This window comes from Streptomyces sp. NBC_00523, from assembly GCF_036346615.1.
In the GTDB taxonomy this organism is placed as follows: domain Bacteria; phylum Actinomycetota; class Actinomycetes; order Streptomycetales; family Streptomycetaceae; genus Streptomyces.
The window spans coordinates 1,434,452-1,457,038 of sequence record NZ_CP107836.1; the positions used below are offsets into that span (position 1 = coordinate 1,434,452).

Here is a 22,587-nt window from a genome sequence, read left to right on the forward strand (position 1 = left end):
GGTGCACCCGGATCAGAGCGGCGGAGCCGGTACGTCCTCCGGCAGGAACTGGCTGAAGGACCCGGGCTCGGCCCCCTCTCCAGCCCGGGCGAAGCGGGCGGCCAGGCGGGATTCCATGAGTTCGAGGAGTTTGCGGACCGTACGGGCGTTGCCGAAGCCGGACGGGTCGGCGCGGCGGGTCGCGGCCAGCCACTCCCCCGCGTGGCGGGGGACCTCGGGGTGCAGGGTGTAGCCCTGGCCCTCGGCCATCCGGCTCAGGATCTCCAGGAGGTCGTCCGGACCGTAGTGCGGGAAGGGGACGTACTCGGTGAAGCGGGACGGCAGGCCGGAGTTGGCGTTGAGGAAGGTGTCCATCTCGCGGGGGTAGCCGGCGACGATCACGGTGAGGCGGCCGCGCCACTGCTCCATCTCCAGGACCAGGGTGTCGATCGCCTCCTGCCCGTAGCCGCCGCGCACGTCGTGGGCCAGGCTGTACGCCTCGTCGATGAACAGCACCCCGTCCAGGGCGTCCTGCACGGCTTGGCGGACCAGCCGGGCGGTCTCGCCGAGGTAGGCGCCGACCAGGGTCGCCCGGCTTGCCTGCACCACGTGTCCCTTGCGCAGCAGGCCCAGGTCGCGGAAGAGGGTGCCGACGAGCCGGGCGACGGAGGTCTTCCCGGTCCCGGGCGGCCCGGTGAAGACCAGGTGCGGGGGTGTCAGCTCGCCGGTGCCGTGCGCCTGGCGCAGCCGCTGCCGGTGGGCGAGGCCGGTCAGCACCTCGCGGACCGGGCCGAGGCCCACGTACGCGTCGAGCCCGGCGAGAAGCCGCGCGGGGTCGGGCGCGGGGCGTTCCAGGTAGTCCCGGTAGCGCTCGGGCAGGTCGTCGGGGACGACGGGTTCGTCCACCCGGCTGCGGACCCGGTGGGACCAGCGAGTGAAGACGGCGTCGGCGAGGGTGCGCATCTCGCGGGCGTTGCCGAAGGACTCGTCGCGGGTGCGGTGCATCTCGGTGACGATCCGCAGGAGCCGGGACTCCGTCTCGGGGGCGGGCCGGGCCCCGCGCTCGCGGAGCCGGCCGAGGGCGATGGCGTGCAGGGCGGGCGGCTCGTAGTCGGGGAAGCGCAGGATGTTGTCCTCGGCGACCCGGCTCCGCAGGCCGGGGTTGGCGTCCAGGAACTCGGTCATCTTGTCGGGGTACCCGGCGACGACCAGGACGAGGCGGCCCCGGTCGTTCTCCATGCGAGTCAGGAGCGTCTGGATGGCCTCCTGGCCGAATCCGTCGCGCTGATCGCTCAGTCCGTACGCCTCGTCGATGAACAGCACCCCGTCCAGGGCCCGGTCGATGGTGGCGTCAGTGAGCCCGGCCGTCTGGCCGATGTATCCGGAGACCAGGTCGCTCATCTTGGCCTCGACCAGATGGCCCCGCTCAAGCAGTCCGAGATCGCGGTAGATCTCGCCGACGAGCCGGGCCACCGTGGTCTTGCCGGTGCCCGGGTTGCCGGTGAACGCGAGGTGCAGGGAGGGCGGTTCGAAGACACCGGCCCGGCCGCCCGCGCGCAGCGCCTCCGCCGTCTCGACCTCGGCCCGCAGCTGCTCGAAGCGGTCCCGCACGACGTCCAGCCCCGGCATGGCCGCCAGCCGGTCCCAGGGGCTGCGGGGGTCGCCCGGTGTGGCGCCGGGGAAGGCGTCGCGCACGGCCGCCGGGCCGAGGACGGCGCCCGGGGTCCCGGCCAGCTGTTCCAGCCACACCTGCCAGGCGCGCGCGGTGCGGGGGTGGCTGCCCATCGCCTTGACGACGGAGTCGAGTGCCCGCCAGTCCCCGATGCGCAGCCCGGTGCGCAGCCGTACGGCGTGGATGAGCCGTCCGACCTCGGCGGCGGGCGGGTGGCCGATCCTGGCGGTGCCGGGGCGGCCGGGGGTGGCGGCCTGCCGCCGGGTCAGGGCTTCCAGGACCGGGTAGGCGTGGCAGGACTCCACGAACCGGGCCACCTCGTCCAGTCCGGACTGGCGGAAGACCATCAGCCAGAGGTTGCCGTTGCCGTGGTCGTCGGTCCAGGCGTCCATGGCCCCGGCCAGTTCGCGCTGGGCGCGGTAGTGGAGCAGGCTGGCCTCGGCGTGCGCGAAGACGACGGCCGTACGGTGCCGGCGCTGCGTCAGGTAGCCCTTCAGGGTCATCACGGCGAACGGGTCGCTGACGCCGGGCGCGGGGCTCGGCGCGGGGCCGGGCGCGGGCAGCGGCGCGCTGTTCTCGCGGGGCGCGGCGCCGGTGACCCGGAGGTTGCCCATCGGGCCGCGCATGCCCGGCGTACGCATGACGGGGCGTCCGGTGCCGCCGCCGGTGCGGGGGCCGGGGGCGCGGCCGCCGGGGCGGGACAGGTCGCGGGATGCGGTGTCCCGGAAGTACACGGGGTGGTCGGTGGAGCTGAAGACGATGCGCTCGTAGCCCTCGGCGCGCAGCAGCCGCCACAGCGCCTCCTCCAGGCGGCAGACCTGGTGGGCGGTGTCCACGAAGACGTCGCCCGCGCCGGGCCCGTAGAGAAGGGTGAACGGTTCACCGCCGCGCAGGGCCGCCGGGTCGAGGCGTTCCACGACCGGGGCGCCTGCGGGGTGGGGCGGCTTGTTCAGCCGGGTCATGCGCCGCTCCCCGTCCCCCTCCGCCGGGCCTGCTCCCCGCGCTGCCGGTGGCCCTCGATGTCCAGGAAGCTCCGGTCGGGGCTGCCGGGTTCGGCCTCGGGGGCGGCCGGGGCGGCCCGGCCGTCCTCGGCGAGGGCCCGGCGGACGGCCTCGGCGCGGTCGCGGAGCTGGTCCTCTGAGGTGGTGTCGTAGTCGTAGGAGAGGACCCGGACGACCTGTTCGCCGGAGTCGGGGGCGGCCTGCGAGATGTCGAGGACGATCTCGTTGCCGTTCTCGTGGCGCAGCTTGGCGTAGTACGAGCCCCGGGGGTCGGCGTTCTCGTACTCGCCGTCCACGAAGTCGTAGAAGGCGAGCTCGCTCAGGCTGTGGGCCACGGTGTCGGCCAGGTTGACCCGGAGCTGCGAGGCGAGGTGGCGCATGGTCGCGCGTCCCACGGTGTCGCCGAGCTCGTCCTCCAGCCGGGGCGCCTCGCGGTCGCGCAGGCCGAGGAGTTCGTCGGTGCCCGTGGCGTCGTCGCGGGCACGGGCCAGGGTCTCGGCCGCCTCGGTGCGCAGCCGGTCCCAGTCACCTTCGGACCAGTAGGCCACGTCCACGGTGTAGTCGGGCAGGACGGCGCCGTCGGGTCCGGTGACGGGCTGTACCCGGCTGCCCTCGATCGCGCCGGAGACGGTGGCCAGGGCGTCGATGGCGGCCATCTGGGCGGTGCAGCGCTCCAGTTCGCGCTGTTCGGTGTCGGCGCGCAGCTCGCTCAGGGAGTGGCAGATCTCCTGGACGAGGGCCAGGGCGGCGTCGAACCTGCCCTCGGCGGCGTTCTGTTCGGCGGTGGCGAGCCGGCCGGTGAGGCGGTCCAGCTCGCCCGGTGCGTAGCGCTCGTGGAGCCCGGCCTCGGTGAGGTCGGCGGCCAGGGCGCGGGCGTCGGCGAGCCAGCTGCGTGCCGTGCGGTCCGCGCGGGCCCGGTCCTCGGTGTGCGCGCCGATCTCCCGGGCCAGCCGGGCGGTCTCGGCCCGGCGTTCGGCGCGTTCGTCCGCGAGGGCGCGGCGGGTCCGTTCCTGCTGGTCGGCGAGGCGCTGCCGGGTCTCCTCGCGGATCTGCCCGGCGGACGCGGCGAGCGCCCCGCGCACCTCGGCGGCCTGCTCGCGGAGCCGGCGCGCGGTGTCGGCCTCAAGGCGGCGGGTCTGCTCGCTGAGGCCCTGGACGACCGCGTCGTGCCGCTGCTGGCGCTCCTCGACCTGTGAGAAGACCCGTTCCAGGTCCTCGCCGGTCCTGCGGCGGACCTCCTCGATGAGGTCGGGGATGTTGCGCTGGACGTCCTTGAGCTGCTGGGCCTTGCGCTGGATGCGGTACCACTCGGACTCGTCGACCTGGATGCGCTTCCTACCGCTCATCGTGTTCCTGTCCTCTCACGGGGGTCGTGGTACGGGTGCGGACCGCGTCGACCGCGAGGTCGAAGGCGTCCAGCAGGCCGGGCGGCGGTACGCCGATGAGCAGCGCCTCCGGGCCGTTGACGGCGATCTCGGCGGACCGGGTGCGGTGCTCGAAGTCGTACCCCGTGTCCGCGAGGCGTCCCGTGAGGTGGTGGACGCGCTGGTTGGTGCTGCCGCGCAGCCCGCGTCCGTCGTCCAGGGCGGCCACGTACACGCCGTCGACCAGGACGTCCACTTCCGCCAGGAGCGCGGCGACGCCGGGTCCCGGGGGCCGGGCGCGGAGCCGTTCGAGCCGGTGGCCGGTGAAGCAGATCAGCGTCAGGTCGCGGATCTCCCGGGCCAGCCGGGCCACTTCGGCGAGGCCGGCCGCCTGGGCCATCGGTTCGCCGCCGGAGAAGGTCAGTCCGGTCACCCGGGCGTCGGCCAGCAGCTCCCGGGCCAGCTCCGCCGGTGCGGCCTGCCGGGCGGGCCGGAAGGGGATCCAGTCGGGGGCCATGCAGCCGGCGCAGCTGAACGGGCAGCCCTGGACCCAGAGCGCGGAGCGCACGCCGGGTCCGAGCGCCTCGGTGCCGACGCGGGTGGCGGCCACGTTGAGGGCGGTGCCGGTCATCCGGGCCATCCGGGGGCGGGGGCGTGGCCGGGCCCGTCCAGGTAGGTGAAGGAGACCCCGCTGACGACGACTTCGGCGCCGGGTGCGCAGACCGCGCCGCTCTCGCGGGCTGCGGTGCCGTCCGGCGAGAACCGGATGCGCAGGTCGGTGCGGGGGCCCTCGCGGGTGGACCTGCGCCTGCCGTGCACGGTGCCCCGGCCGCCGGCCGACGCGGGGCGCAGCGCCATCCGGCGGCCGCGCAGTTCGATGCGTTCGGGCAGCGGGCCGCCGAAGGGGGTGGCCAGCAGGAGCACGCCCCGCAGCGGGGGCCGGTTGACCCGCCGCCAGATCAGCCATCCGGCGAGGACGAGGACGAGGAGCCCGGCGGCCAGGGCGGGCAGGAAGACGGCGGAGCCCACGTCGGCCCGCAGTGGCAGGTCCGTCCGCTGGACGCGTATCGCCGCCGGGGTCCGGAGCTGGATGTCGGGGGCGAGGGGCCGCTGCCAGCTGGAGGTGACTCTGCCCGCCAGGTGGAGGGTGGCCGTGGCGTTCTCGGTGCGGCGGTAGGGCAGGGCGCCGCCGGAGAGCCGGCCGTGCAGCCGGAGGGTGAACGTCTTCGACTCGCCCGGTTCCAGGGCGAGCCGGCCGGGCAGTCCGCCGACGGTCAGGTCCGGGCCGGTGACGGTGGCGCGCAGCCCGGTGACGGTGAGGGGGACGTGGGCGGTGGCCGAGCGCAGGGTGAGCTTCTTGGTGGCGGAGCCGTCGCCGAGGTCGGGCGCGTCGTCGTCCTGCCAGGTGGCGGTGACGCCCTTGCCGATGTCGGGGGCGAGGAGCCGCGCGGCCTTGCGGGCCCGGGTGCGGTCGCCGGCCCGGGCGAGGTAGGCGCCGAGGTCCTGGATGCCGTCGGGGCGCAGGACGGTGGTGTCGGGGACGACGTTCGCGAGGAGGCCCGCGCCGGTCGCGCCGCCGCCGAGGGGGATGGCGTATCCGGCGAGTTCGGTGCGTCCGGCGACCGCCTTGGCCCGCTTGGTGAGCGCGTCCCAGGCGGGGCCGGACGCCTTGGGGTAGCGGGAGTGGGCGGCGGGGCGGTGCTCGCCGTCGGTGAGCAGGACGACCGAGGCGACCGGGGACGCGTCGTCGCGGGCCACCTCCTTCAGGGCGGCGTCCAGTGCGGCGCCGATGTCGGTGTCGCCGTCCTTGGTGGGGGTGGCCGGGAGCGCGGCGATGATCTTCGAGGTGTCGCCGGCCGGACCCACGTACCGCGCCTCGGTGCGGGAGTCGAACGTGAACAGCGCGACGTGGTCCTCGGGGGTGAGCCCGTCCAGGAAGGGGCGCAGCGTCGCGCGGACGGTGTCGTACCGGCCCTCCTGGGTCATGGAGCCGGAGGTGTCCACGAGGATCGCGTAGTCGGCGGGTTCCTGTTCGAGTTGGAGCGCCCGGTATATCTCGGCGCGGGTGGGGTCCGGGGCGGCGGGCGCGGCCTGTGCGGGGGCGGCCGGGAGCGCGGCGAGGAGCGCGGCGGTGAGCAGCGCGGCGCAGCGCCGGAGCGACCGCGCGGGGGCGGTGTGGTTCACGGGCCCACTTCCTTGGTGTCGGTGCCGATGTCGGCCGGCAGGGTGCCCAGCGGGAACGCTCCGGGCGGTCCGGCGCCGAGGGGGTGCAGGACCAGGGCCGCCGTCCCGTCGACGGCGAGCCGGACTCCCACGTGGAAGCGGTCCGTCTCGCCGCCGCCGGGCAGGGTGAGGGGGCCGAGGGGTGTGCCCGCGCCGCTCGCGGGGTCGGTCACCCGGACCCGCACCGGGCGGCCGGGCGCGGTGCGGACGCCGACGCGCCGCCCGCCGTCCTCGGCGTAGACGGGCGGTCCGCCGGGTTCCAGCGTTCCGGCGGCGCTGATCAGCAGCTCCCGGTCCGCGGGGCGCCCGGCCTCGGTGCGATGGGCGCCGATCCACAGCTCGTACGGGTAGCGGTCGGCCGGGTCGACCCGCCCCGCGGCGACGAGCGCGGCGCCGAGGACGGCCGCGTGGGCCGGGTCGGTGCCGTCGGGGAGCGCGGTGAGCGGCAGCCCCGCGGCGTCCAGATGGGGGCGGAGGGGGCCGAAGCGGGCGACGCCGCCGGACAGGGCGAGCGGGGCGGTCCGGCCGGGGCCGCCCAGCGCCTCGGCGAGCGTCCGGTCGAGGCCGTCGGTGAGCAGCGGCAGCGCGGCGCGGACCGTGCCCGCGGTGACGGGGCGGCCCTCGACGTGGTGGACGGCGGTGGTCTCGAAGCGGGCGGGGTCGCGGGTGGCCCGGTCCAGGACGAGGGCGAGGCGACGGGCGGCGCCCGGCTCGGCCCGGACGGCGGCCAGGGCGCTGCGGGTGTCGTCGTCGGGGGTGAGCCCGGACCGGGTGAGGAGGGCCGCGTCGAAGCCGTCGCCGTAGCCGTCGTCGGGGGCGTGCCGGGAGGCGGCGGCGACGGCCACCGCGCCGGGTGTCACGACGCACACGGACACCTCGGCGGCGGCCGCGCCGAGGTCGCACACCGCGTACCGGCCGGGCGCGAGGGGGCCGGTGTGCCGGAGCAGGGCGAGCACCGCGTGCGGGGTGGTGAGGGTGCGCACGTCGGGGGCCGGTCCCCGGGCGGGCGGGGTGGTGAGGGCGTCGGCGGCGCGGCGCGCGTGGCCGGCCCGGTCGTGCTGCGGGACGACGACGAGCAGCCGGGCCGGGGCGTCGTGGTGCCGGAGGTAGGCGTCGTACGCGGTGCGCAGGGCGGCGGCCCGGTCGCCGCGCGCCGCTTCGGGCACGGGCAGGCCCTCGCCGGGCACCGCGCCCGGCAGGCCGACCGGCTCGGGGCCGCCGCCGGGTGCGACGCGGGCGAGGCGCACGTACCGCGATCCGGCGTCGATCGCGAGCGCCGTCATCCGTCCCCCCGTTTCTTGAACCGGAAGCCCCACCGGGACGGGCGCTCCTCCTGGTACGCGGAGGCGGGCGGGTAGGCGGGGTGGCCGTCGGGCCTCGGGGGCGGGGTGCCCCGGGGGCCGCCGGGGGCGGGGGTCTGCGGCTGGGGGCCGGACGGCGGGGCGGCGGGCGGGTAGGGGCGGTGCTGGTACGGGCCCGCGGGCGGGACGGTGTGCGCGGGGGTGCTGAGGGCGCCGATGATCCGGCGGTGGCGGACCTCCTCGTGGTTGCTGTAGCGGACGAGCCGGGCGCACAGCTCGCCGTACCGGGCGTCCCGGCCCAGTCCCTCGTACACGGCGAGGCCGATGCCGGGCTGCTGCCGGTCGAGTTCCGTGGTGAGCGCGTAGCCGAACGCGGAGCCGTGCTCGCCGACGAGTGCGGCGACCTCGTCCAGGAGGCGGCCGGTGACCGAGCGGTGCGGGCAGCCGCTGATGATGATCCTGGCCAGTTCGTCCAGCTCCGCCCGGGCGTTGACGGCCAGCCGCAGCCGCCGGACAGCCCGGAGCCAGCCGAGCCCGGAGCGTTCCAGGCCCTCGACCAGGTCGGCGGGGAGGTCGAGATCGAGCCAGTGGGCGTAGTCCGCGGCCATCAGCCGCCGGGACAGGCCCTCGCCCACGGTGGTCTCGATGCTGGGCCGCTGTCTCATCCACCGGGTGAGGACGGGCCAGCCGTGCACCGGGTCCGGCCGGTCCCCGAGGAGCGCCGCGATCGCGTCGTCCCGCAGGGCGGGGTCGCCGTCGGTGCGGGCCACGAGCGTGTCGGCGTACCGGTCCAGGGCGGGGGGCCCGTCGGTGAGGCCGCGCAGCCGGGGCAGCGCGGCCGCCGGGCGCGATCCGGGGTCCGCCGCCCGGCCGGTGAGCCACAGCAGGTCCGCGTCGGCGGCGGCGTCCGGTGGGAGCCCGGGGTCTCCGGGGCGGGCCAGATCGTCGAGCAGCGTGAGGAGTTCGGCCCGCCTGCCGCCCCGCACGACGTCGCGCAGGACGGGCCACAGCGGGCTGATGACGCCCGGCTGCACGTGGTCGCGGGCGGTCTCCAGGGCGATGCGCCAGGCTTCCTCGTTGTCCCCGACGAACGCGGTGGCGTCGGCCTCGGTGGCGGCCGCGTGACGGCCGGTGAGCGCACCGGCGAAGCGCAGCCAGCCGGGGACCGGGCCCGCGCCGGAGGCGGCCGCGGGAGCCAGCAGCCGTTCCAGGGGCCGCATGTCGCGGGCGTGGTTGGTGAACAGGCCGCGCACCCAGGCGAGTCCGGCCTCCGGTGAGGCCAGCAGGACCCGGTCGGTGGCGTCGGTGTGGTAGCCGTACTCCCGTTCCGCCATGTAGGCGAGCTGTCCGGCCCAGACGGGGTCGTAGCCGGGGGCGGTCGCCAGCGCGGTGAGGAGGCGGCCGAACGCGCCGGTGCGGCCGGCCCCTTCCAGGGCGTGCGTCAGGCTCAGGTACTTCCTGGCCAGCGCGAAGGTCTCCTTGGACGCCGGCTGGGCGAGGACGTCCGCGGCGAGCAGGTCCGGGACCCGCGGGGTCCAGTGGCGGGCGAGGAGCGCGGAGGCGGCGCCGTCGTCGGGGCGCACGGCGGTGCGGGCGAGGAAGGAGACCAGCTCCCGCTGCCCTCGCTCGTCCACGGTGTCCAGGGTGTGCAGGGCGAGCAGCCGCCCGATCTCCTCGGTCTGGCCCCTGCCCTGCCGGACGGCTTCCAGGACGGAGTCGAGGAGGTCCAGTTCACGCAGGACGCGGACGGCGTCGGCGCCCTCGCGCAGCGGGACGGGGGCGGTGGCGGCGAGCAGGTGGGCGACGACGTCGGCGGTGGACTCCCGCTTGGCGCGGACCCGGGAGAGCTCGGCCAGGTAGGTGCGGGCGATGTCGCCGCCGGGGGACGGGGCCCGGCCGGTGGCGAGCGGGATCTCCAGCTGCCCGCTGCGCGCGGACCCGGCGAACACCAGCCGCAGGGCGTGCTCGGTCTTCCCGGCCCAGGTGGCGCCGCTGAGCCAGGTCCGGCAGCCGTACGGCAGCAGCGCGCAGACGGCGTCGAGGACCCGGACCCGTTCGTCGATGCCGGGGAGGGTGCCGCCGCGCGGGGCGGTGATGACGAGGTGCCGGCCGTCGAGGAGGAGGGCGGCCGCTCCGGCGGCCCAGTCGAAGCCCAGCCGGTCGATGGTGTCGGCGAGTTCGGAGGCGGGGGTGCGCTCGGCGTGCAGGACGGCCTCGGCACCGGGCGGGGTCTCGGTGCGGGCGGCGGCCCGGTCGAGGGAGGTCCAGGTCACCCCGGCCCGGGCGGCCGGCCGCCATTCGGTGAGCAGCAGCCGCCAGGTGTAACTGGCCGTGCCGGTGCCGTCCTTGGAGCCGTCCCAGGTGGTGTCGACCACGGCGCAGACCGGCCGGTCCTCGCCGTCGGCGGTGGAGAGGAAGACCCGCCAGGGCAGTTCGCCGTCCGGGTCGCGGCCGTCCGGGGTGCCGGTGGTGGCGGTCCACAGGTAGCGCTGGGCCCGGTCCTTGGGGAGGCTGCCGTCCAGCACCTCGTATCCCATGGAACGGCCCGCCCGCTTGCCCAGCACGGCCCAGTCGGCGGGCAGCGGGACCGCGCCCGGGCTCTCGCTCACCGCTGCCACAGCTTCGAGCCGCCGGACCGGATGCGCTTTTCGAGGTCGATCAGCGGTTCCAGCACGTTGATGGGCACGGGCGAGGTGCAGATGCGGCGGACGCCCTCCACGACCTCGACGTTCAGGTAGTTGCGGTAGTCGAAGACGTTCTGCGGGTTGAGCCGGAAGCCGATGGCGGAGGTCGCGTAGTACGAGATGCGCGTCGGGTGGAAGAAGTTGGCCAGTCCGTCGCGCACCAGGCGGGCGCTGGCGCCGCGTACGTCGTCGCACATCCACTGGAAGAAGCGGGCCGCCTGGTCGTCGGGGACGCGCGGCAGCCGGTTGCCCTCCTGGCTCTGCGTCACCCAGCCCGCCTCCACCGCCGGGCGGAACACCTCGGGGTTGTCGAACTTGGTGATGCAGACCGACACATGGTGGGGCAGCCGGTTGCGGTGGAGCTTCCCGGCGTCCCGGACCCGGGCGTTGAGCTCGGTGAGCATCGAGTAGAGGAAGTTGAGCCCTTCCCCGGCCCGCTGGCTGTCGAGCAGCGGGTCGAAGAGGTAGATCAGCCCCTGGGAGCGGGCCAGCTGGTCGAGGACCCTGGGCCGCAGGGCGTTGGCCTCGTCGCCCCGGAACGCCTCACCGGTGACGTCCTGGACCTCCAGGATGAAACCGGTCTCCTTGTTCCTCCGGAACGGCCCCGCCGTCGGCTCGTCGCCCTGGAAGGACCAGGACAGCGGCTGGAGGCCCACGGTCGCGTCCGGGAACCGGCGCTGGATCGCCAGCTGGGTGACGCCGTCGTTGAGGAATTCGATGGACTCGGGGTTCATTCCGCCGATGACCCAGTTGGAGCGGCTGTGGCGCTGCTGCTGCATCGCCGCGATGGCCATCGAGGCGAGGTAGGTCGTCTTGCCGGAGCGGGGCGCCCCCCACAGCCCGATGCGGACGCGGTCGGCCGCCGGGTTCTCCACGCCGGTGGGGGCGACCGGGATCGGCAGGGGGTCGAGATGCCCGTCGGCCGAGGGGTACGAGGAGGGCTCCGGCCCGTACGCGGCGGTGGGGTCGGGCTGCGGCGGCAGGCTGCCCCAGGGGGCGGTGGTGGCGTCGGGGTCGGAGGACGAGGCGGTGTGACCCGGCGGCTCGGAGGGCCCGACGGCGTCCTCGGGGGGCTCGTTGGGGTCGTAGTACGGATCGGTCATGTGTCTCTCCTCGTACCGGAGCGGTCGGTCACAGCAGCGGGGTCGCGAGGGCCAGCGGGCAGGGCAGGCCGTCCCACCGCCAGGGAGGGGCGAGGGTGTCGGCGACGTCGTCGGCCGTGTCGGAGCCGGGGCGGAAGGAGCCCCCGGCTCCGAGCGCGTCCCACGCGGACGCCGTGTAGTGGTGTACGGGGCCCTTCGGGCCGGTGTCCGGGTCCGCGCGGGCGAGGACGCGCACGTCCCGGGCGCGCAGGGCGTCGAGTTCGGCGCGCCAGTCGGCGCCGAGGGGGCAGGCGGGCACCACCTCGTGCTGTTCGGGCAGTCCGGGCGGGCGGCGGCCGACGACGAGCAGGACACGCTGGGTGTCCGGGGCGCGCGCGGTGCGGGGCCGGGCCCGGACGAGCCGGCCCACTTCCTTCAGGGCGTCCTCCAGCGAGGAGGCGGTGTCCTGTTCGCGCCGCGCGGGCCGCCAGCCGGTCAGCGCGGCGAGGGCGGCCCGGGCGGGCCCGGCCGGGACGCGCAGCAGGAGCACGGGGCGGGGGCCGTAGCGGTTCTCGTGGACCGCGTGGTCGTAGTGGCCGACGACGCCGACGCGCAGACCGGGTCCGTGCCGGCGGGCCAGGGTGGCGATGACGTCCCGGACGAAGCCGAGCCGTTCGCCGGTCTCGCCCGCGTCGGCGCCGCTCATGTCGACGGTGAGGAACACGTCGAGGGCGGGCGGGTGGATGACGCGCCGGGGCAGGCTGCCCACCAGGGCGGGGATGTCGGGCAGTTCGCCCCGGCCCTCGGCGTGGGCGCCCTCGTGCGGGGTGACCTCGCCCGGGCCGTGCAGGACGAACGCGAGGCGCTGCGGTGCGAAGGCGGCGAGGTCGGTCCGCCGCGCCGAGAGGGTGACCGCGCCGCTGCCGTCGGCCCCCGGGGTCCCGGCGAGGACGGGCAGCAGCACCGGGGCGCGGGAGGCGAGTCCGCCGTAGACGGTGATCTCGGCGGTGGCGGTCTCGCCGCGCCGCAGCCGTGAGCCGGCCGGGAAGAGGACCTGGGTGTGGGCGTGCACCTCGCCGGTGCGGCGGTCCACGCGGGCGAGGAGCAGGGAGTGGTCGACGGCCAGCGGTGCCGTCCGCAGCGCCGCGCGCACGGCGTCGGCGGTGCCGGTGGTGGTGGCGGCTTCGCCGGGCCCGGGGCCGATCTCGGCGCTCGCCCGGTGCACGGACCGCAGCAGTCCGGCGGCCCGGTCGAGGAGGACCCAGCCGCTGCGGCGGCCGAGGATCACGAGCGTGCGGGCCCGGGTCAGCGCGGGGTGGGCGCGCAGCCACCCGGTGACGGCCGCGTCGAACTCCGCGCGGTCCAGGGGCTCCTGGGTGCCGATGCCCCCGGCGAGCCGGAAGCGGCGCGGTGCGGCGTCGCCGTCCAGCAGCGGCAGCAGCGCGGCCCAGTCGGTGCTCCCGGCGTCGGCCTGGCGGGGTATGCCGCTGCGGTCGGCCGCGGCCCGGATGACGTGCAGGCCGTCGGGTGTGAATTCGGCGAACACCACGTCGGGAATGCGTCCGGCGACCAGGTCGGTGAGGATCTGCTGCCAGCGGGCGGAGTCGTGCGGCGGTAAGGAGCCCCGGGGCAAGGGCGGCGGCGCGGCGTCCGCGGGTCCGGCCCTGAGCAGCGGCGCCAGCCGCCGTACGCCTTCCGCGTCGCCCTGCGAGAGCGTCGCGGCCCGTAAGTCCCAGGCGTGCTGGGCGGTGTGCAGGGCGGTCCGGGCGGTCTCGGTGTCCTCGTCGGTCAGGGCGCCGAGGACCGGGTCGTCCCACATGCGCCAGGAGCAGCCTTCGCACTCCCGGCCGCCCGTGTCCGGTGTCGCGCACACGGGACACACCGCACCGGTTCCCCTCGCCACACCCCGGCTCCCCTCGTAGCCCGTCGCTCACCTCCGCGCATGGTCACCGACCACAAGCGCTCGGCTCCGGGGCGTCATGGTGACACAACGGCGGGCGCGCCCGTCAGGGTTCGGAAGGATGAACCGGATCATCTCGCCGAACGCCCCGTGGTGAACCGGTTCTTCGCTCATTAGCGTGATCGCGGAAGGTCCCGCCGACCATCGCTGAAGGTTCCGCCGACCGAGGAGACGCATGAGCCGCACCGACACCGACTCGCTCACCTGGTACGAGAATCCGTCCCCCGGCACGGGCTGTCTGCCGCCGCGTGCCTGGTACGCGGAGTCCGACGCCCGGCGGCTGTCGCTGAACGGCCGCTGGGCGTTCCGCCTCTCGCCGCGCGCGGACGGCGAGGACACCTCGTTCGTACGGCCGGATTTCGACGCCTCGGGCTGGGCGGCGGTCGCCGTTCCGGGGCACTGGGTGCTCCAGGGGGCGGGCGGGGCACCCGCGTACACCAATGTCGTCTATCCCTTCCCGGTCGATCCGCCGAGGGTGCCGTCGGAGAATCCGACCGGCGACCATCTGCGGGTCTTCGAGCTGCCCGGCGACTGGCCGGACGGTGGCGGGAGCGTGCTGCGGTTCGACGGGGTGGAGTCGGCCGCCCGGGTGTGGCTGAACGGGGTGGAGCTGGGCGACTTCAAGGGTTCGCGACTGCCGCACGAGTTCGCCGTGGGCGAGCTGCTGCGGCCGGGTGCCAACGTCCTCGCGGTACGGGTGCACGCCTGGTCGTCCGGAAGCTATCTGGAGGACCAGGACCAGTGGTGGCTGCCCGGGATCTTCCGGGACGTGACGCTGCTGCACCGCCCGGCGGGGGCGCCAGGCGACTTCTTCGTGCACGCCGGTTACGACCACCGCACCGGCTCGGGGACCCTGCGGGTGGAGTGCGCGGGTGCGGAGGGGCGGGTCCTGGTGCCCGGGCTCGGGCTGGACCTCGCGACGGGCGAGGCCACGACGCTGCCGGTCGAGCCGTGGACCGCCGAGACGCCCCGGCTGTACGACGGAGAGCTGGTGACGCCCGGCGAGCGCGTCCCGCTGCGCATCGGCTTCCGTACGGTCGCGGTGGAGGACGGCGTCCTCCGGGTCAACGGCCGGCGGCTGCTGTTCCGGGGCGTGAACCGGCACGAGTTCCACCCGGAGACGGGCCGGACGGTCGACGCGGAGACCATGCGGCGCGATCTGGTCCTGATGAAACGGCACAACGTCAACGCCGTACGCACCAGCCACTACCCGCCGCACCCCGCCTTCCTGGACCTCTGCGACGAGCTGGGCCTCTGGGTGATCGACGAGTGCGACCTGGAGACCCACGGGTTCGCGGAGGTGGACTGGCGGAACAACCCGGTGGACGATCCGCGCTGGACGCCCGCGCTGCTCGACCGGGCGGCCCGGATGGTCGAGCGGGACAAGAACCACCCCTCGGTGATCGTCTGGTCGCTCGGCAACGAGTGCGGCACGGGCGCCGGTCTGGGCGCGATGGCCCGGTGGACGCGGGAGCGCGACCCGGACCGCCCGCTGCACTACGAGGGCGACCCGTCGTGCGCGGACGTCGACCTGTACTCGCGGATGTACGCCTCGCACGCCGAGGTGGAGCTCATCGGACGGCGCGCCGAGGAGCCGCTGAAGGACCCGGAGCTGGACGCGCGGCGGCGCGCGATGCCGTTCGTGCTGTGCGAGTACGCGCACGCGATGGGCAACGGACCGGGCGGACTGAGCGAGTACCAGCGGCTGTTCGAGCGGTACGAGCGCTGCCAGGGCGGCTTCGTCTGGGAGTGGATCGACCACGGCCTCGCCCATCCGGAGCTGGGCTTCGCGTACGGGGGCGACTTCGGGGAGGAGCTGCACGACGGGAACTTCGTGTGCGACGGGCTGCTCTTCCCGGACCGCACCCCGTCCCCGGGCCTCGCCGAGTACAAGAAGGTCGTCGAGCCGGTGCGCATCGCCCCGGGCACCGCGCCCGGTTCGTTCACGGTCACCAACGGCTACGACTTCACGGGCCTGGACCACCTGGAGTTCCGCTGGTCGCACGAGGCGGACGGCGTCCTCGTCGCCTCGGGCACCCTCGCCGTGCCCCCGCTCGCCCCGGGCGCCTCGGCCGAGGTGACGGCGGACGCCCCGCCCGGCGACGGGCTGTGGACGCTGCGGGCGGTCCTCGCCGAGGCGACGGACTGGGCCGGGCGCGGCCACCTGGTCGCCTGGGGCCAGAGCGAGACGGGCACCCCGGCCGCCCCTCCCCCGGCCACCGGGGGGCGCCCGCGCCTCTCCGGCTCGACGGTCTCGCTCGGCCCCGGCACCTTCGACGCGGCGACCGGGGCGCTCCTGCGCGTCGGGGACGTCCCGGTGGAGGGGCTGCGCCTCGATGTGTGGCGGGCGCCCACCGACAACGACAACGGGGCCGCGTGGCAGCCGGACGAGCGGTACGGGCTGCGGTGGCGGGAGCAGGGGCTGCACCGGATGCGCCACCGCCTGGACGCGGTGGAGGCGGGCGCGGACGCGCTGACCGTGCGCACCCGGGTGGCTCCGGCGGGCCGGGACCTGGGGCTGCGGACCGTGTACCGGTGGACGGCCGCCGGGGACCGGCTCGGGCTGACGGTGTCGGTGGCGCCGGAGGGCGACTGGCGGGTGCCGCTGCCCCGGCTCGGCGTGCGGTTCGCGCTGCCCTCCGCGTACGACGCGGTGCGGTGGTTCGGCGGCGGTCCGGGCGAGGCGTATCCGGACACCCGCGCGGCCGCGATGCTGGGGCAGTGGGCCAGGGGCGTGGACGAGCTCCAGACCCCGTACGTCCGGCCGCAGGAGAACGGGGCGCGGGCCGGGGTGCGCTGGGTGGAGCTGGCCGGGGCGGGCGGCGGGCTGCGCGCGGAGGGCGGGGTGCCGTTCTCGTTCACGGCGCGGCGCTGGACGGGCGAGGAGCTGGACGCGGCGGAGCACCTGACGGATCTGGTGGCCGGGGACCGGGTCCAGGTGGGCCTGGACCACGCGGTGCAAGGCATCGGTTCGGGGTCGTGCGGGCCGGGCGTGCCGCCCGCGTACCGGCTGGACGCGGCACCGGCGGAGTTCTCCTTCGTGTTCTCGGCGCTCGGCTGAGGCTCCGGGCGGGCCCGGTGCCGTACGGAATCGGCAACCGGGTCCGTTCTGTGCCGAGTTGGGCCCGTGCCCCCCTTCCCCGGGGCGAGCGGTGACGTCGTAGCATCGGCACTTTGCGCGATCTTTACTGCTTCACAAGGGGGAATGTGATGGGCATCGGGAGGCGACGGGCCTCGGTCATCGCCGCGGTGGTGGCCGGGGCGGTGCTGGCGACGGGCACCACGCTGTGGGCGACGGACAGCGGGCCGTTCCGGGACAGTTACTGCTGGGGCGCGTGGGAGCAGAACAGCGGGCCGTCCTTCCTGGGCGACAAGGCGCTGCTGAAGTCCGGCTCCGAGCGCCGCGCCACCGAGTCCGCCACGTCCTCGGCGGACGGCCCGCACGGCACGTGCACGGTGACCGTCGCCTCCGAGGTCGAGGACGACGACTCCGACGAGCCGCTGACCTTCAAGGATTCGGTGACCCTGGAGTTCGGTCCCGTACCCGCGGAGGTGAAGGAGCACCGGGACTGGCTGGCCCGGAACTTCCACGGCTCGGCCTCGCCGCTGCCGGACGGGCTCGACGGGCTGGTCGCCGGGGACCGGGGCATGCTGGTGCTGCCGTCGGCCTGCGACCGGGACGGCGGGCCGACCGTGGTGACGATCCGCGGCGCGAGCACGGGCGACGGCCATCTCGGCAAGGTCGCCATGCCGTTCACGATCGGCACCCGTGCGGACGTCCTGCGGATGCTGCTGGACGCCGCCGGCACCGCGATGGACAAGTCCGGATGTGCACCCGCACACCCTCTGCGCAGCAGCTCCCCGATGGTGACGGTGGCCGAGGACGAGGAGTCCGCCTCCTCCCCGCTCTGCCGGATACCGGGGATGACCTTCGACTACGGCGACGGCTCCCGTTACGAACAGCAGGTGGGCGCGGTCACCGACCGGCTGCAGACCTGCTCGGTGGTGTGGAAGACCGCGCGGATGCCCGACGAGCCGTCCGCGCAGTACGTGATGGCGAACGGAAGCCGTCTGGCGGACCTGTTCGAGGGCCTGCCGGAGGGTGCGAAGCAGGGGCTGGTACGCCGCAGCTGCGACGGGCGGAAGACCGTGTTCTACGGGCATGTGGAGACCGGTCTCCAGAACCGGGGCCGCCCCTCCGACCAGCGGGTGTTCGAGCGGTTCGTGGAGTCCGTGGGGACGCGCATCGGATGCGGAAGCGGTGAGGACGCGTGAGCGAGCAGAACCCCGTTGAGGAGAACCCGGTGACGGACACGGAAGCCGCGGCCGGACCGGCGGTCCCCGAGACCCCCGAGGCCCCCCGGCCCCCGCTCGTCCGCCGTCTGCTGCGCAGCCGTACCGTGCGCGCCGCGGCCGCCGCCGCGCTGGCCGGGGTCCTGCTGGGCGCGGGCACGGTCGCCTGGCGCACGGACACGCTTCCGCTGCTCAGCCCCTCCCCGTGCTGGGACTCGCTGGGTTCCGGTGCGATGGACTCCCTGTTCGGGGACCGCCGGACCGAGGTCGAGGAGCAGTCGCTGCACAACGACCCGATGGGCGACGACGGTGCGTACGGGCAGTGCCGCATCACGAGCTACGAGGGCGACCGGGCCCGCCGCCAGGTGACGGTGAACGTGCGCCGGCTGGACGGGCTGCGGGGCACCGACTCCCAGGACTGGCCGAGCGAGTTCCTGTCCTCGGGCATGGTGCCGCTCGGCGAGGGCCTGCCCGGCATGACCTCGTCCTCGCGCGCCTGGATCGCGCTGCCGCAGGCGTGCACCGGGCGCGACGAATTCACCGGGCCCACGGTGGTGGACATCGGCATGGGCCGGGCGGACTTCGAGGTGTCCTCCGAGTACACCCTGCGGGACCGCGCGGCCCTGACCGGGGCTCTGATCGACGCGGCCAACGGCGTCATCGAGGACTTCGGCTGCTCCGGCACGTACCGCGAACCACGCGATCTGCACCCGCCCGTCCGGTGGGACACCACCCGGATGTCCGGGTTCTGCGGGATCAAGGGCCTCAACCTGCCGGCGGCGTACCGGAAGGACCTGCGGGAGACCCGCGTCAGCGGCGAGGGCGGCCCGGCCCAGATCTGCGAGGCGGGGACCGGCGTGGACCAGAAGACCGTCCGGCTGACCACGGTGACCGACCCGGTGCTGGCCGAGATCTACGGCTCGGCCGCCCTGCACTCCGGCGCATCCGTCCAGGGGACCCGGGGTTACGGGAAGGTGGGCGGGAACCGCGCGGTGTTCCGGGCGGTCTGCCAGACGGGCCAGGTGATGTTCGTACTGGAGCAACTACGCCCGGCGGGCCCCGGCAGCCACTTCACGTTCACCCGCGACCTGCTCCCGGCCTACGCGGCAGCGGAGGCCGACCGAATCGGCTGCGGCCCGCAGAAGCTCACGTTCCCGACGTCCTGAACGCCGAGCCGGCAACACGTAGCGACGTCATCGGGGCCGACTCACCTCGGAGTCGGCCCTGATGACTCCTCGTAGAACGTGGACGATGTCCTCGGGCTTGAGGTCGATGCCGTCGAGGCCCTCCAGGGTCAGCGGGATCTCCTCCAGCGCGTACTCACCGCGGCCCTCGGCGCTGAACTCGGGACCGGTGCGGTCGTCGAAGGACCAGGTCGCGATGCGGGCGAGGTAGAAGAGCTGACGCTCGTCGTCGGACTCCATCGTGTGGAGCAGGCGGACGATGTCGGCCTTCCCCGCGATCTCCTCGTGGATCTCCCGGTGGAGGGCGGCCTCGCGAGACTCATCGGTGGGCTCGACGCCACCACCGGGCAGGACCCAGTACACGGGGCGCCCAGGCCTGGTGCGGCGGATGACCAGCATCGTGTGGTCGGGGGTGACGAGGACGGCACGGACTCGTTCGATCATTTCGGTTCGTCTCCTTGCGCTCCGGCCGGCCGGAAGGGCGACCACCCTCCGGGAGGATCGTTCACCTTGTCCTCCAACAGCTCCAGCGCCTCCTCCCACCGGAAGCGGTCCGCCCCGCCGCCCGTTTTCGGCCGGTGGGGCTCGTACGACCCGATGAGAACGCCCATCTCCCGGAGCTGGTCCAGGCTCCGACCGTACGCCGGGTGGGCGGCCATGGCCGTGTTCACGTACGGGAGGACGGCGGTCGGGATGCCCAGCCCGTATGCCTCGCACAGGATGCCGTGGGCCAGGGTGTCGGCGATGCCGGCCGTCCATTTGTTGATCGTGTTGAAGGTGGCGGGCGCGACGGCGATCGCGTCGGCCGGTGGCAGCGGACGCGGGCCGCCGGTACTGCGCCAGGCCGAGCGGATCGGGTAGCCGGTCTGGGCCTCGACCGCTTCCGTGTCCAGGAAGCCGAGCCCTTGGGGTGTGGCTACGACCCCGACGCCCCAGCCCTTGTCCTGTGCGGCGGTGATCAGCTTGTGGGCGTCGCCCGCGATGCCTGCGGCGCAGACCACGACGTACAGGAAGGGCGGTCTCGTCACGCTTGGGCTCCCAGTCGTCGGCTCGGGCGGTGGGGTGCGGGCAGCGTACGTCGTCGGTCGCGGGCGGCCAGGGCCCCGGCCTCCGTGAAAGGATGCCCGGCACCATGAGAACCATCAGCTTTTCGGTGCCGGGCCGGGGTCCCCGGTGAGGGGGCGGGCGAAGCCGCCGTCGGCGCCGCTTCCCCAGCGTGACGGTGTCGACCCGGTCCGGGTGCGGCTTCCGGCCGACCCGGACGGACGGTGGGCGACGGTCGGGGATCATCTCCTCGACCGGTTCGCCGGGGCCATCGGTGCGGACCGGGTGGTGGCGCTCCTCGCGGACGGGCGGTTCGTCTCGGCGGAGGGCCCGGTCACCGGCGACGAGCCTTACGCGACGGGGCTCTACCTCTGGTTCCACCGCGACTTCGCACCGGAGGTGCCCGTGCCGTTCCCGGTGGGTGTGGTGTACCGCGACGCGCATCTGGTCGTCGCGGACAAGCCGCACTTCCTGGCGACGATGCCGCGGGGCCGGCACATCACGGAGACGGCGGTGGCCCGGCTGCGCCGCGAGCTGGATCTGCCGCAGCTCCAGCCCGCGCACCGGCTGGACCGGCTGACGGCGGGGCTGGTGCTGTTCGTGGTGCGGCCCGGGGAGCGCGGGGCGTACCAGACGCTGTTCCGGGACCGGCTGGTGCGCAAGGAGTACGAGGCGGTGGCCCCGTACGATCCCGGGCTCGGCCTGCCGCGTACGGTGCGCAGCCGCATCGTGAAGGAGCGCGGGGTGCTCGCCGCGCGCGAGGAGCCGGGCGAGCCGAACAGCGAGAGCCGGATCGAGCTGCTGGAACACCGGGGCGGGCTCGGCCGGTACCGGCTGCTGCCCGCGACCGGGCGCACGCACCAGCTGCGGGTGCACATGAACAGCCTGGGCCTGCCGCTGGTCGGCGATCCGGTGTACCCGGTGACCGAGCCGGACGCGGCGCCCGGTGACTTCTCGCACCCCCTGCAACTGCTCGCCAGGGTGCTGGAGTTCACCGACCCGGTCACGGGAGAGCCGCGCCGCTTCGAGAGCGGGCTGCGGCTCTCCGCGTGGCCGGATCAGTAGAGCCTCAGTGGCCCCTCGCGATCCACTCGTCCAGGTGCGGGGCCTCCGCGCCGATGGTGGTGGAGTCGCCGTGGCCGGTGCGTACCTCGGTCGCCGGGTCCAGGGTGAGCAGCCGGTCCCGGATGGAGTCCACGATCACCGGGAACGACGAGAAGGACCGGCCGGTGGCGCCGGGGCCGCCCTGGAAGAGCGTGTCACCGGTGAAGACCGTGGCCAGCCCGGGGGCGTACAGGCAGACCGCGCCGGGGGCGTGGCCCGGGGTGTGCAGGACGGTCAGCGTGGTCCCGGCGACGGTGATCTCCTGGCCGTCGGTCAGTTCGCCGTCGGGGGCCCGGTCCGGGTGGGTCTGCTTCCACAGCGGCAGGTCGTCCGGGTGGAGCAGGACCGGTGCGCCGGTGGCGTCGGCGAGGGCCGGGGCGGCGTCGATGTGGTCGTTGTGCGCGTGGGTGCAGATGATGGCGCGCAGCGTGCGGCCGCCGAGGGCGTCCTCGATGGCGGCGGCGTCGTGCGCGGCGTCGATGACGACGGCCTCGGAGTCGTCGCCGACGATCCAGACGTTGTTGTCGACGTCCCACTCGCCGCCGTCGAGGGCGAAGGTGCCGGAGGTGACGAGGTGGTCGATGCGGGCGGTCATCAGAACACCACCACCGAGCGCAGCACGTCGCCGTCGTGCATCCGGCCGAACGCCTGCTCGATGTCGCCGAGGCCGATGGTCTCCGTGACGAACGCGGCGAGGTCCAGGCGGCCCTGCTGGTGGAGGTCGATCAGCATCGGGAAGTCGCGGGACGGCAGGCAGTCCCCGTACCAGGAGGACTTGAGCGAGCCGCCGCGGCCGAAGACGTCGAGCAGCGGGAGTTCGAGCTGCATCTCGGGCGTGGGGACGCCGACGAGGACGACGGTGCCGGCGAGGTCGCGGGCGTAGAACGCCTGCTTGTACGTCTCCGGGCGGCCGACGGCCTCGATGACGACGTCGGCGCCGTTGCCGCCGGTCAGCTCGCGGATGGCCTCGACGGGGTCGGTGGAGCGGGAGTTGACGGTGTGCGTGGCACCCATCGACTTCGCCGTCTCCAGCTTGCGGTCGTCGATGTCGACGGCAATGATCTTCGCCGCGCCGGCCAGCCGGGCGCCCGCGATCGCGGCGTCACCGACACCACCGCAGCCGATGACGGCCACCGAGTCGCCGCGGCCGACCTGGCCGGTGTTGATGGCGGCGCCGATGCCTGCCATGACACCGCAGCCGAGGAGCCCGGCCACCTCGGGGGCGACCTCCGGGTCCACCTTGGTGCACTGGCCGGAGGCGACGAGGGTCTTCTCGGCGAAGGCGCCGATGCCCAGGGCGGGCGAGAGCTCGGTGCCGTCGAGGAGGGTCATCTTCTGCTTCGCGTTGTGCGTGTCGAAGCAGTACCAGGGGCGCCCGCGCAGACAGGCGCGGCACTGGCCGCACACCGCACGCCAGTTGAGGATCACGAAGTCGCCCGGGGCGACGTCCGTGACGCCCTCGCCGACGGACTCCACGACGCCCGCGGCCTCGTGGCCGAGGAGGAAGGGGAACTCGTCGTTGATGCCGCCCTGCTTGTAGTGCAGGTCGGTGTGGCAGACGCCGCACGCCTGGATCTTGACCACGGCCTCACCGGGGCCGGGGTCCGGAATGACGATCGTCTCGACGCGGACCGGTTCGTTCTTCCCCGGCGCGATGACCCCTTGTACGTGCTGCGGCATTCCCGTGGACTCCCTT

The 22,587-nt window shown here is 74.8% G+C and carries 16 protein-coding genes; 4 read left to right on the top strand and 12 right to left on the bottom strand.

The genetic code is table 11. The features are described from left to right. Positions 1-12 precede the first annotated feature (12 nt). The 8 genes from OHS17_RS06430 to OHS17_RS06465 are packed head-to-tail and all read right to left on the bottom strand — an operon-like array spanning position 13 to position 13,179. Positions 13-2,613: an AAA family ATPase gene (locus OHS17_RS06430; RefSeq protein ID WP_330311385.1), complete on the bottom strand. Its 2,601-nt coding sequence runs from the start codon at positions 2,611-2,613 to the stop codon at positions 13-15. Further along, complete coding sequence (locus OHS17_RS06435; RefSeq protein WP_330311386.1) at positions 2,610-3,998, bottom strand: hypothetical protein; 1,389 nt, start codon at positions 3,996-3,998, stop codon at positions 2,610-2,612. Before OHS17_RS06435 ends, OHS17_RS06430 begins: the two co-directional genes overlap by 4 nt. Beyond that, positions 3,988-4,647, bottom strand: a complete 660-nt coding sequence (locus tag OHS17_RS06440) for a 4Fe-4S single cluster domain-containing protein (protein ID WP_330311387.1) — start codon at positions 4,645-4,647, stop codon at positions 3,988-3,990. Before OHS17_RS06440 ends, OHS17_RS06435 begins: the two co-directional genes overlap by 11 nt. After that, positions 4,644-6,200, bottom strand: a complete 1,557-nt coding sequence (locus OHS17_RS06445; RefSeq protein ID WP_330311388.1) for a vWA domain-containing protein — start codon at positions 6,198-6,200, stop codon at positions 4,644-4,646. The genes OHS17_RS06440 and OHS17_RS06445 overlap by 4 nt, the downstream gene beginning before the upstream one ends. Then, positions 6,197-7,522, bottom strand: a complete 1,326-nt coding sequence (locus OHS17_RS06450; RefSeq protein ID WP_330311389.1) for a hypothetical protein — start codon at positions 7,520-7,522, stop codon at positions 6,197-6,199. Before OHS17_RS06450 ends, OHS17_RS06445 begins: the two co-directional genes overlap by 4 nt. After that, entirely contained in the window at positions 7,519-10,149 is a 2,631-nt protein-coding gene (locus OHS17_RS06455) for a hypothetical protein (protein ID WP_330311390.1), read from the bottom strand. Before OHS17_RS06455 ends, OHS17_RS06450 begins: the two co-directional genes overlap by 4 nt. Then, positions 10,146-11,327 carry a hypothetical protein gene (locus OHS17_RS06460; RefSeq protein ID WP_330311391.1) on the bottom strand — a complete coding sequence of 394 codons (1,182 nt, stop codon included), beginning with the start codon at positions 11,325-11,327 and terminating at the stop codon, positions 10,146-10,148. Before OHS17_RS06460 ends, OHS17_RS06455 begins: the two co-directional genes overlap by 4 nt. Before the next feature lie 28 nt (positions 11,328-11,355). Beyond that, entirely contained in the window at positions 11,356-13,179 is a 1,824-nt protein-coding gene (locus tag OHS17_RS06465) for a hypothetical protein (protein ID WP_330311392.1), read from the bottom strand. Positions 13,180-13,441: 262 nt separating this feature from the next. On the opposite strand from OHS17_RS06465, the gene OHS17_RS06470 reads away from it, so the two are divergent. From OHS17_RS06470 to OHS17_RS06480, 3 genes are all read left to right on the top strand, one after another. Then, positions 13,442-16,327: a glycoside hydrolase family 2 TIM barrel-domain containing protein gene (locus OHS17_RS06470; protein ID WP_330311393.1), complete on the top strand. Its 2,886-nt coding sequence runs from the start codon at positions 13,442-13,444 to the stop codon at positions 16,325-16,327. Between the two features lie 149 nt (positions 16,328-16,476). Next, positions 16,477-17,541, top strand: a complete 1,065-nt coding sequence (locus tag OHS17_RS06475) for a hypothetical protein (RefSeq protein WP_330311394.1) — start codon at positions 16,477-16,479, stop codon at positions 17,539-17,541. A 29-nt stretch (positions 17,542-17,570) separates the two neighbouring features. Beyond that, on the top strand, positions 17,571-18,725 hold the full coding sequence (locus OHS17_RS06480; RefSeq protein ID WP_330311395.1) for a hypothetical protein: 1,155 nt from the start codon (positions 17,571-17,573) through the stop codon (positions 18,723-18,725). Between the two features lie 27 nt (positions 18,726-18,752). On the opposite strand, the gene OHS17_RS06485 is transcribed toward OHS17_RS06480, so the two are convergent. Continuing rightward, the gene (locus OHS17_RS06485; protein ID WP_330311396.1) at positions 18,753-19,187 is read right to left on the bottom strand and encodes an NUDIX hydrolase; all 435 of its coding nucleotides are present in this window, start codon (positions 19,185-19,187) and stop codon (positions 18,753-18,755) included. Beyond that, positions 19,184-19,771 (bottom strand): flavoprotein, encoded by a 588-nt coding sequence (locus OHS17_RS06490; RefSeq protein ID WP_330311397.1) that lies wholly within the window; start codon positions 19,769-19,771, stop codon positions 19,184-19,186. Before OHS17_RS06490 ends, OHS17_RS06485 begins: the two co-directional genes overlap by 4 nt. A gap of 145 nt (positions 19,772-19,916) precedes the next feature. Here OHS17_RS06490 and OHS17_RS06495 point away from each other — a divergent pair, with 145 nt between their 5' ends. Continuing rightward, complete coding sequence (locus OHS17_RS06495; RefSeq protein WP_330311398.1) at positions 19,917-20,852, top strand: pseudouridine synthase; 936 nt, start codon at positions 19,917-19,919, stop codon at positions 20,850-20,852. Positions 20,853-20,856: 4 nt separating this feature from the next. On the opposite strand, the gene OHS17_RS06500 is transcribed toward OHS17_RS06495, so the two are convergent. Together OHS17_RS06500 and OHS17_RS06505 are read right to left on the bottom strand one after the other, a co-directional pair. After that, positions 20,857-21,486, bottom strand: coding sequence for an MBL fold metallo-hydrolase (locus tag OHS17_RS06500; protein ID WP_330311399.1), 630 nt, complete (start codon positions 21,484-21,486; stop codon positions 20,857-20,859). Next, positions 21,486-22,571: an S-(hydroxymethyl)mycothiol dehydrogenase gene (locus tag OHS17_RS06505; RefSeq protein ID WP_330311400.1), complete on the bottom strand. Its 1,086-nt coding sequence runs from the start codon at positions 22,569-22,571 to the stop codon at positions 21,486-21,488. Before OHS17_RS06505 ends, OHS17_RS06500 begins: the two co-directional genes overlap by 1 nt. Positions 22,572-22,587: the final 16 nt, after the last annotated feature.

What these genes read in the sequence shown, in the direction of transcription:
- OHS17_RS06430 (WP_330311385.1), bottom strand. Translation starts at nt 2,613, where the DNA reads ATGACCCGGCTGAACAAGCCGCCCCACCCCGCAGGCGCCCCGGTCGTG.
- OHS17_RS06435 (WP_330311386.1), bottom strand. Translation starts at nt 3,998, where the DNA reads ATGAGCGGTAGGAAGCGCATCCAGGTCGACGAGTCCGAGTGGTACCGC.
- OHS17_RS06440 (WP_330311387.1), bottom strand. Translation starts at nt 4,647, where the DNA reads ATGACCGGCACCGCCCTCAACGTGGCCGCCACCCGCGTCGGCACCGAG.
- OHS17_RS06450 (WP_330311389.1), bottom strand. Translation starts at nt 7,522, where the DNA reads ATGACGGCGCTCGCGATCGACGCCGGATCGCGGTACGTGCGCCTCGCC.
- OHS17_RS06460 (WP_330311391.1), bottom strand. Translation starts at nt 11,327, where the DNA reads ATGACCGATCCGTACTACGACCCCAACGAGCCCCCCGAGGACGCCGTC.
- OHS17_RS06470 (WP_330311393.1), top strand. Translation starts at nt 13,442, where the DNA reads ATGAGCCGCACCGACACCGACTCGCTCACCTGGTACGAGAATCCGTCC.
- OHS17_RS06475 (WP_330311394.1), top strand. Translation starts at nt 16,477, where the DNA reads ATGGGCATCGGGAGGCGACGGGCCTCGGTCATCGCCGCGGTGGTGGCC.
- OHS17_RS06485 (WP_330311396.1), bottom strand. Translation starts at nt 19,187, where the DNA reads ATGATCGAACGAGTCCGTGCCGTCCTCGTCACCCCCGACCACACGATG.
- OHS17_RS06500 (WP_330311399.1), bottom strand. Translation starts at nt 21,486, where the DNA reads ATGACCGCCCGCATCGACCACCTCGTCACCTCCGGCACCTTCGCCCTC.
- OHS17_RS06505 (WP_330311400.1), bottom strand. Translation starts at nt 22,571, where the DNA reads ATGCCGCAGCACGTACAAGGGGTCATCGCGCCGGGGAAGAACGAACCG.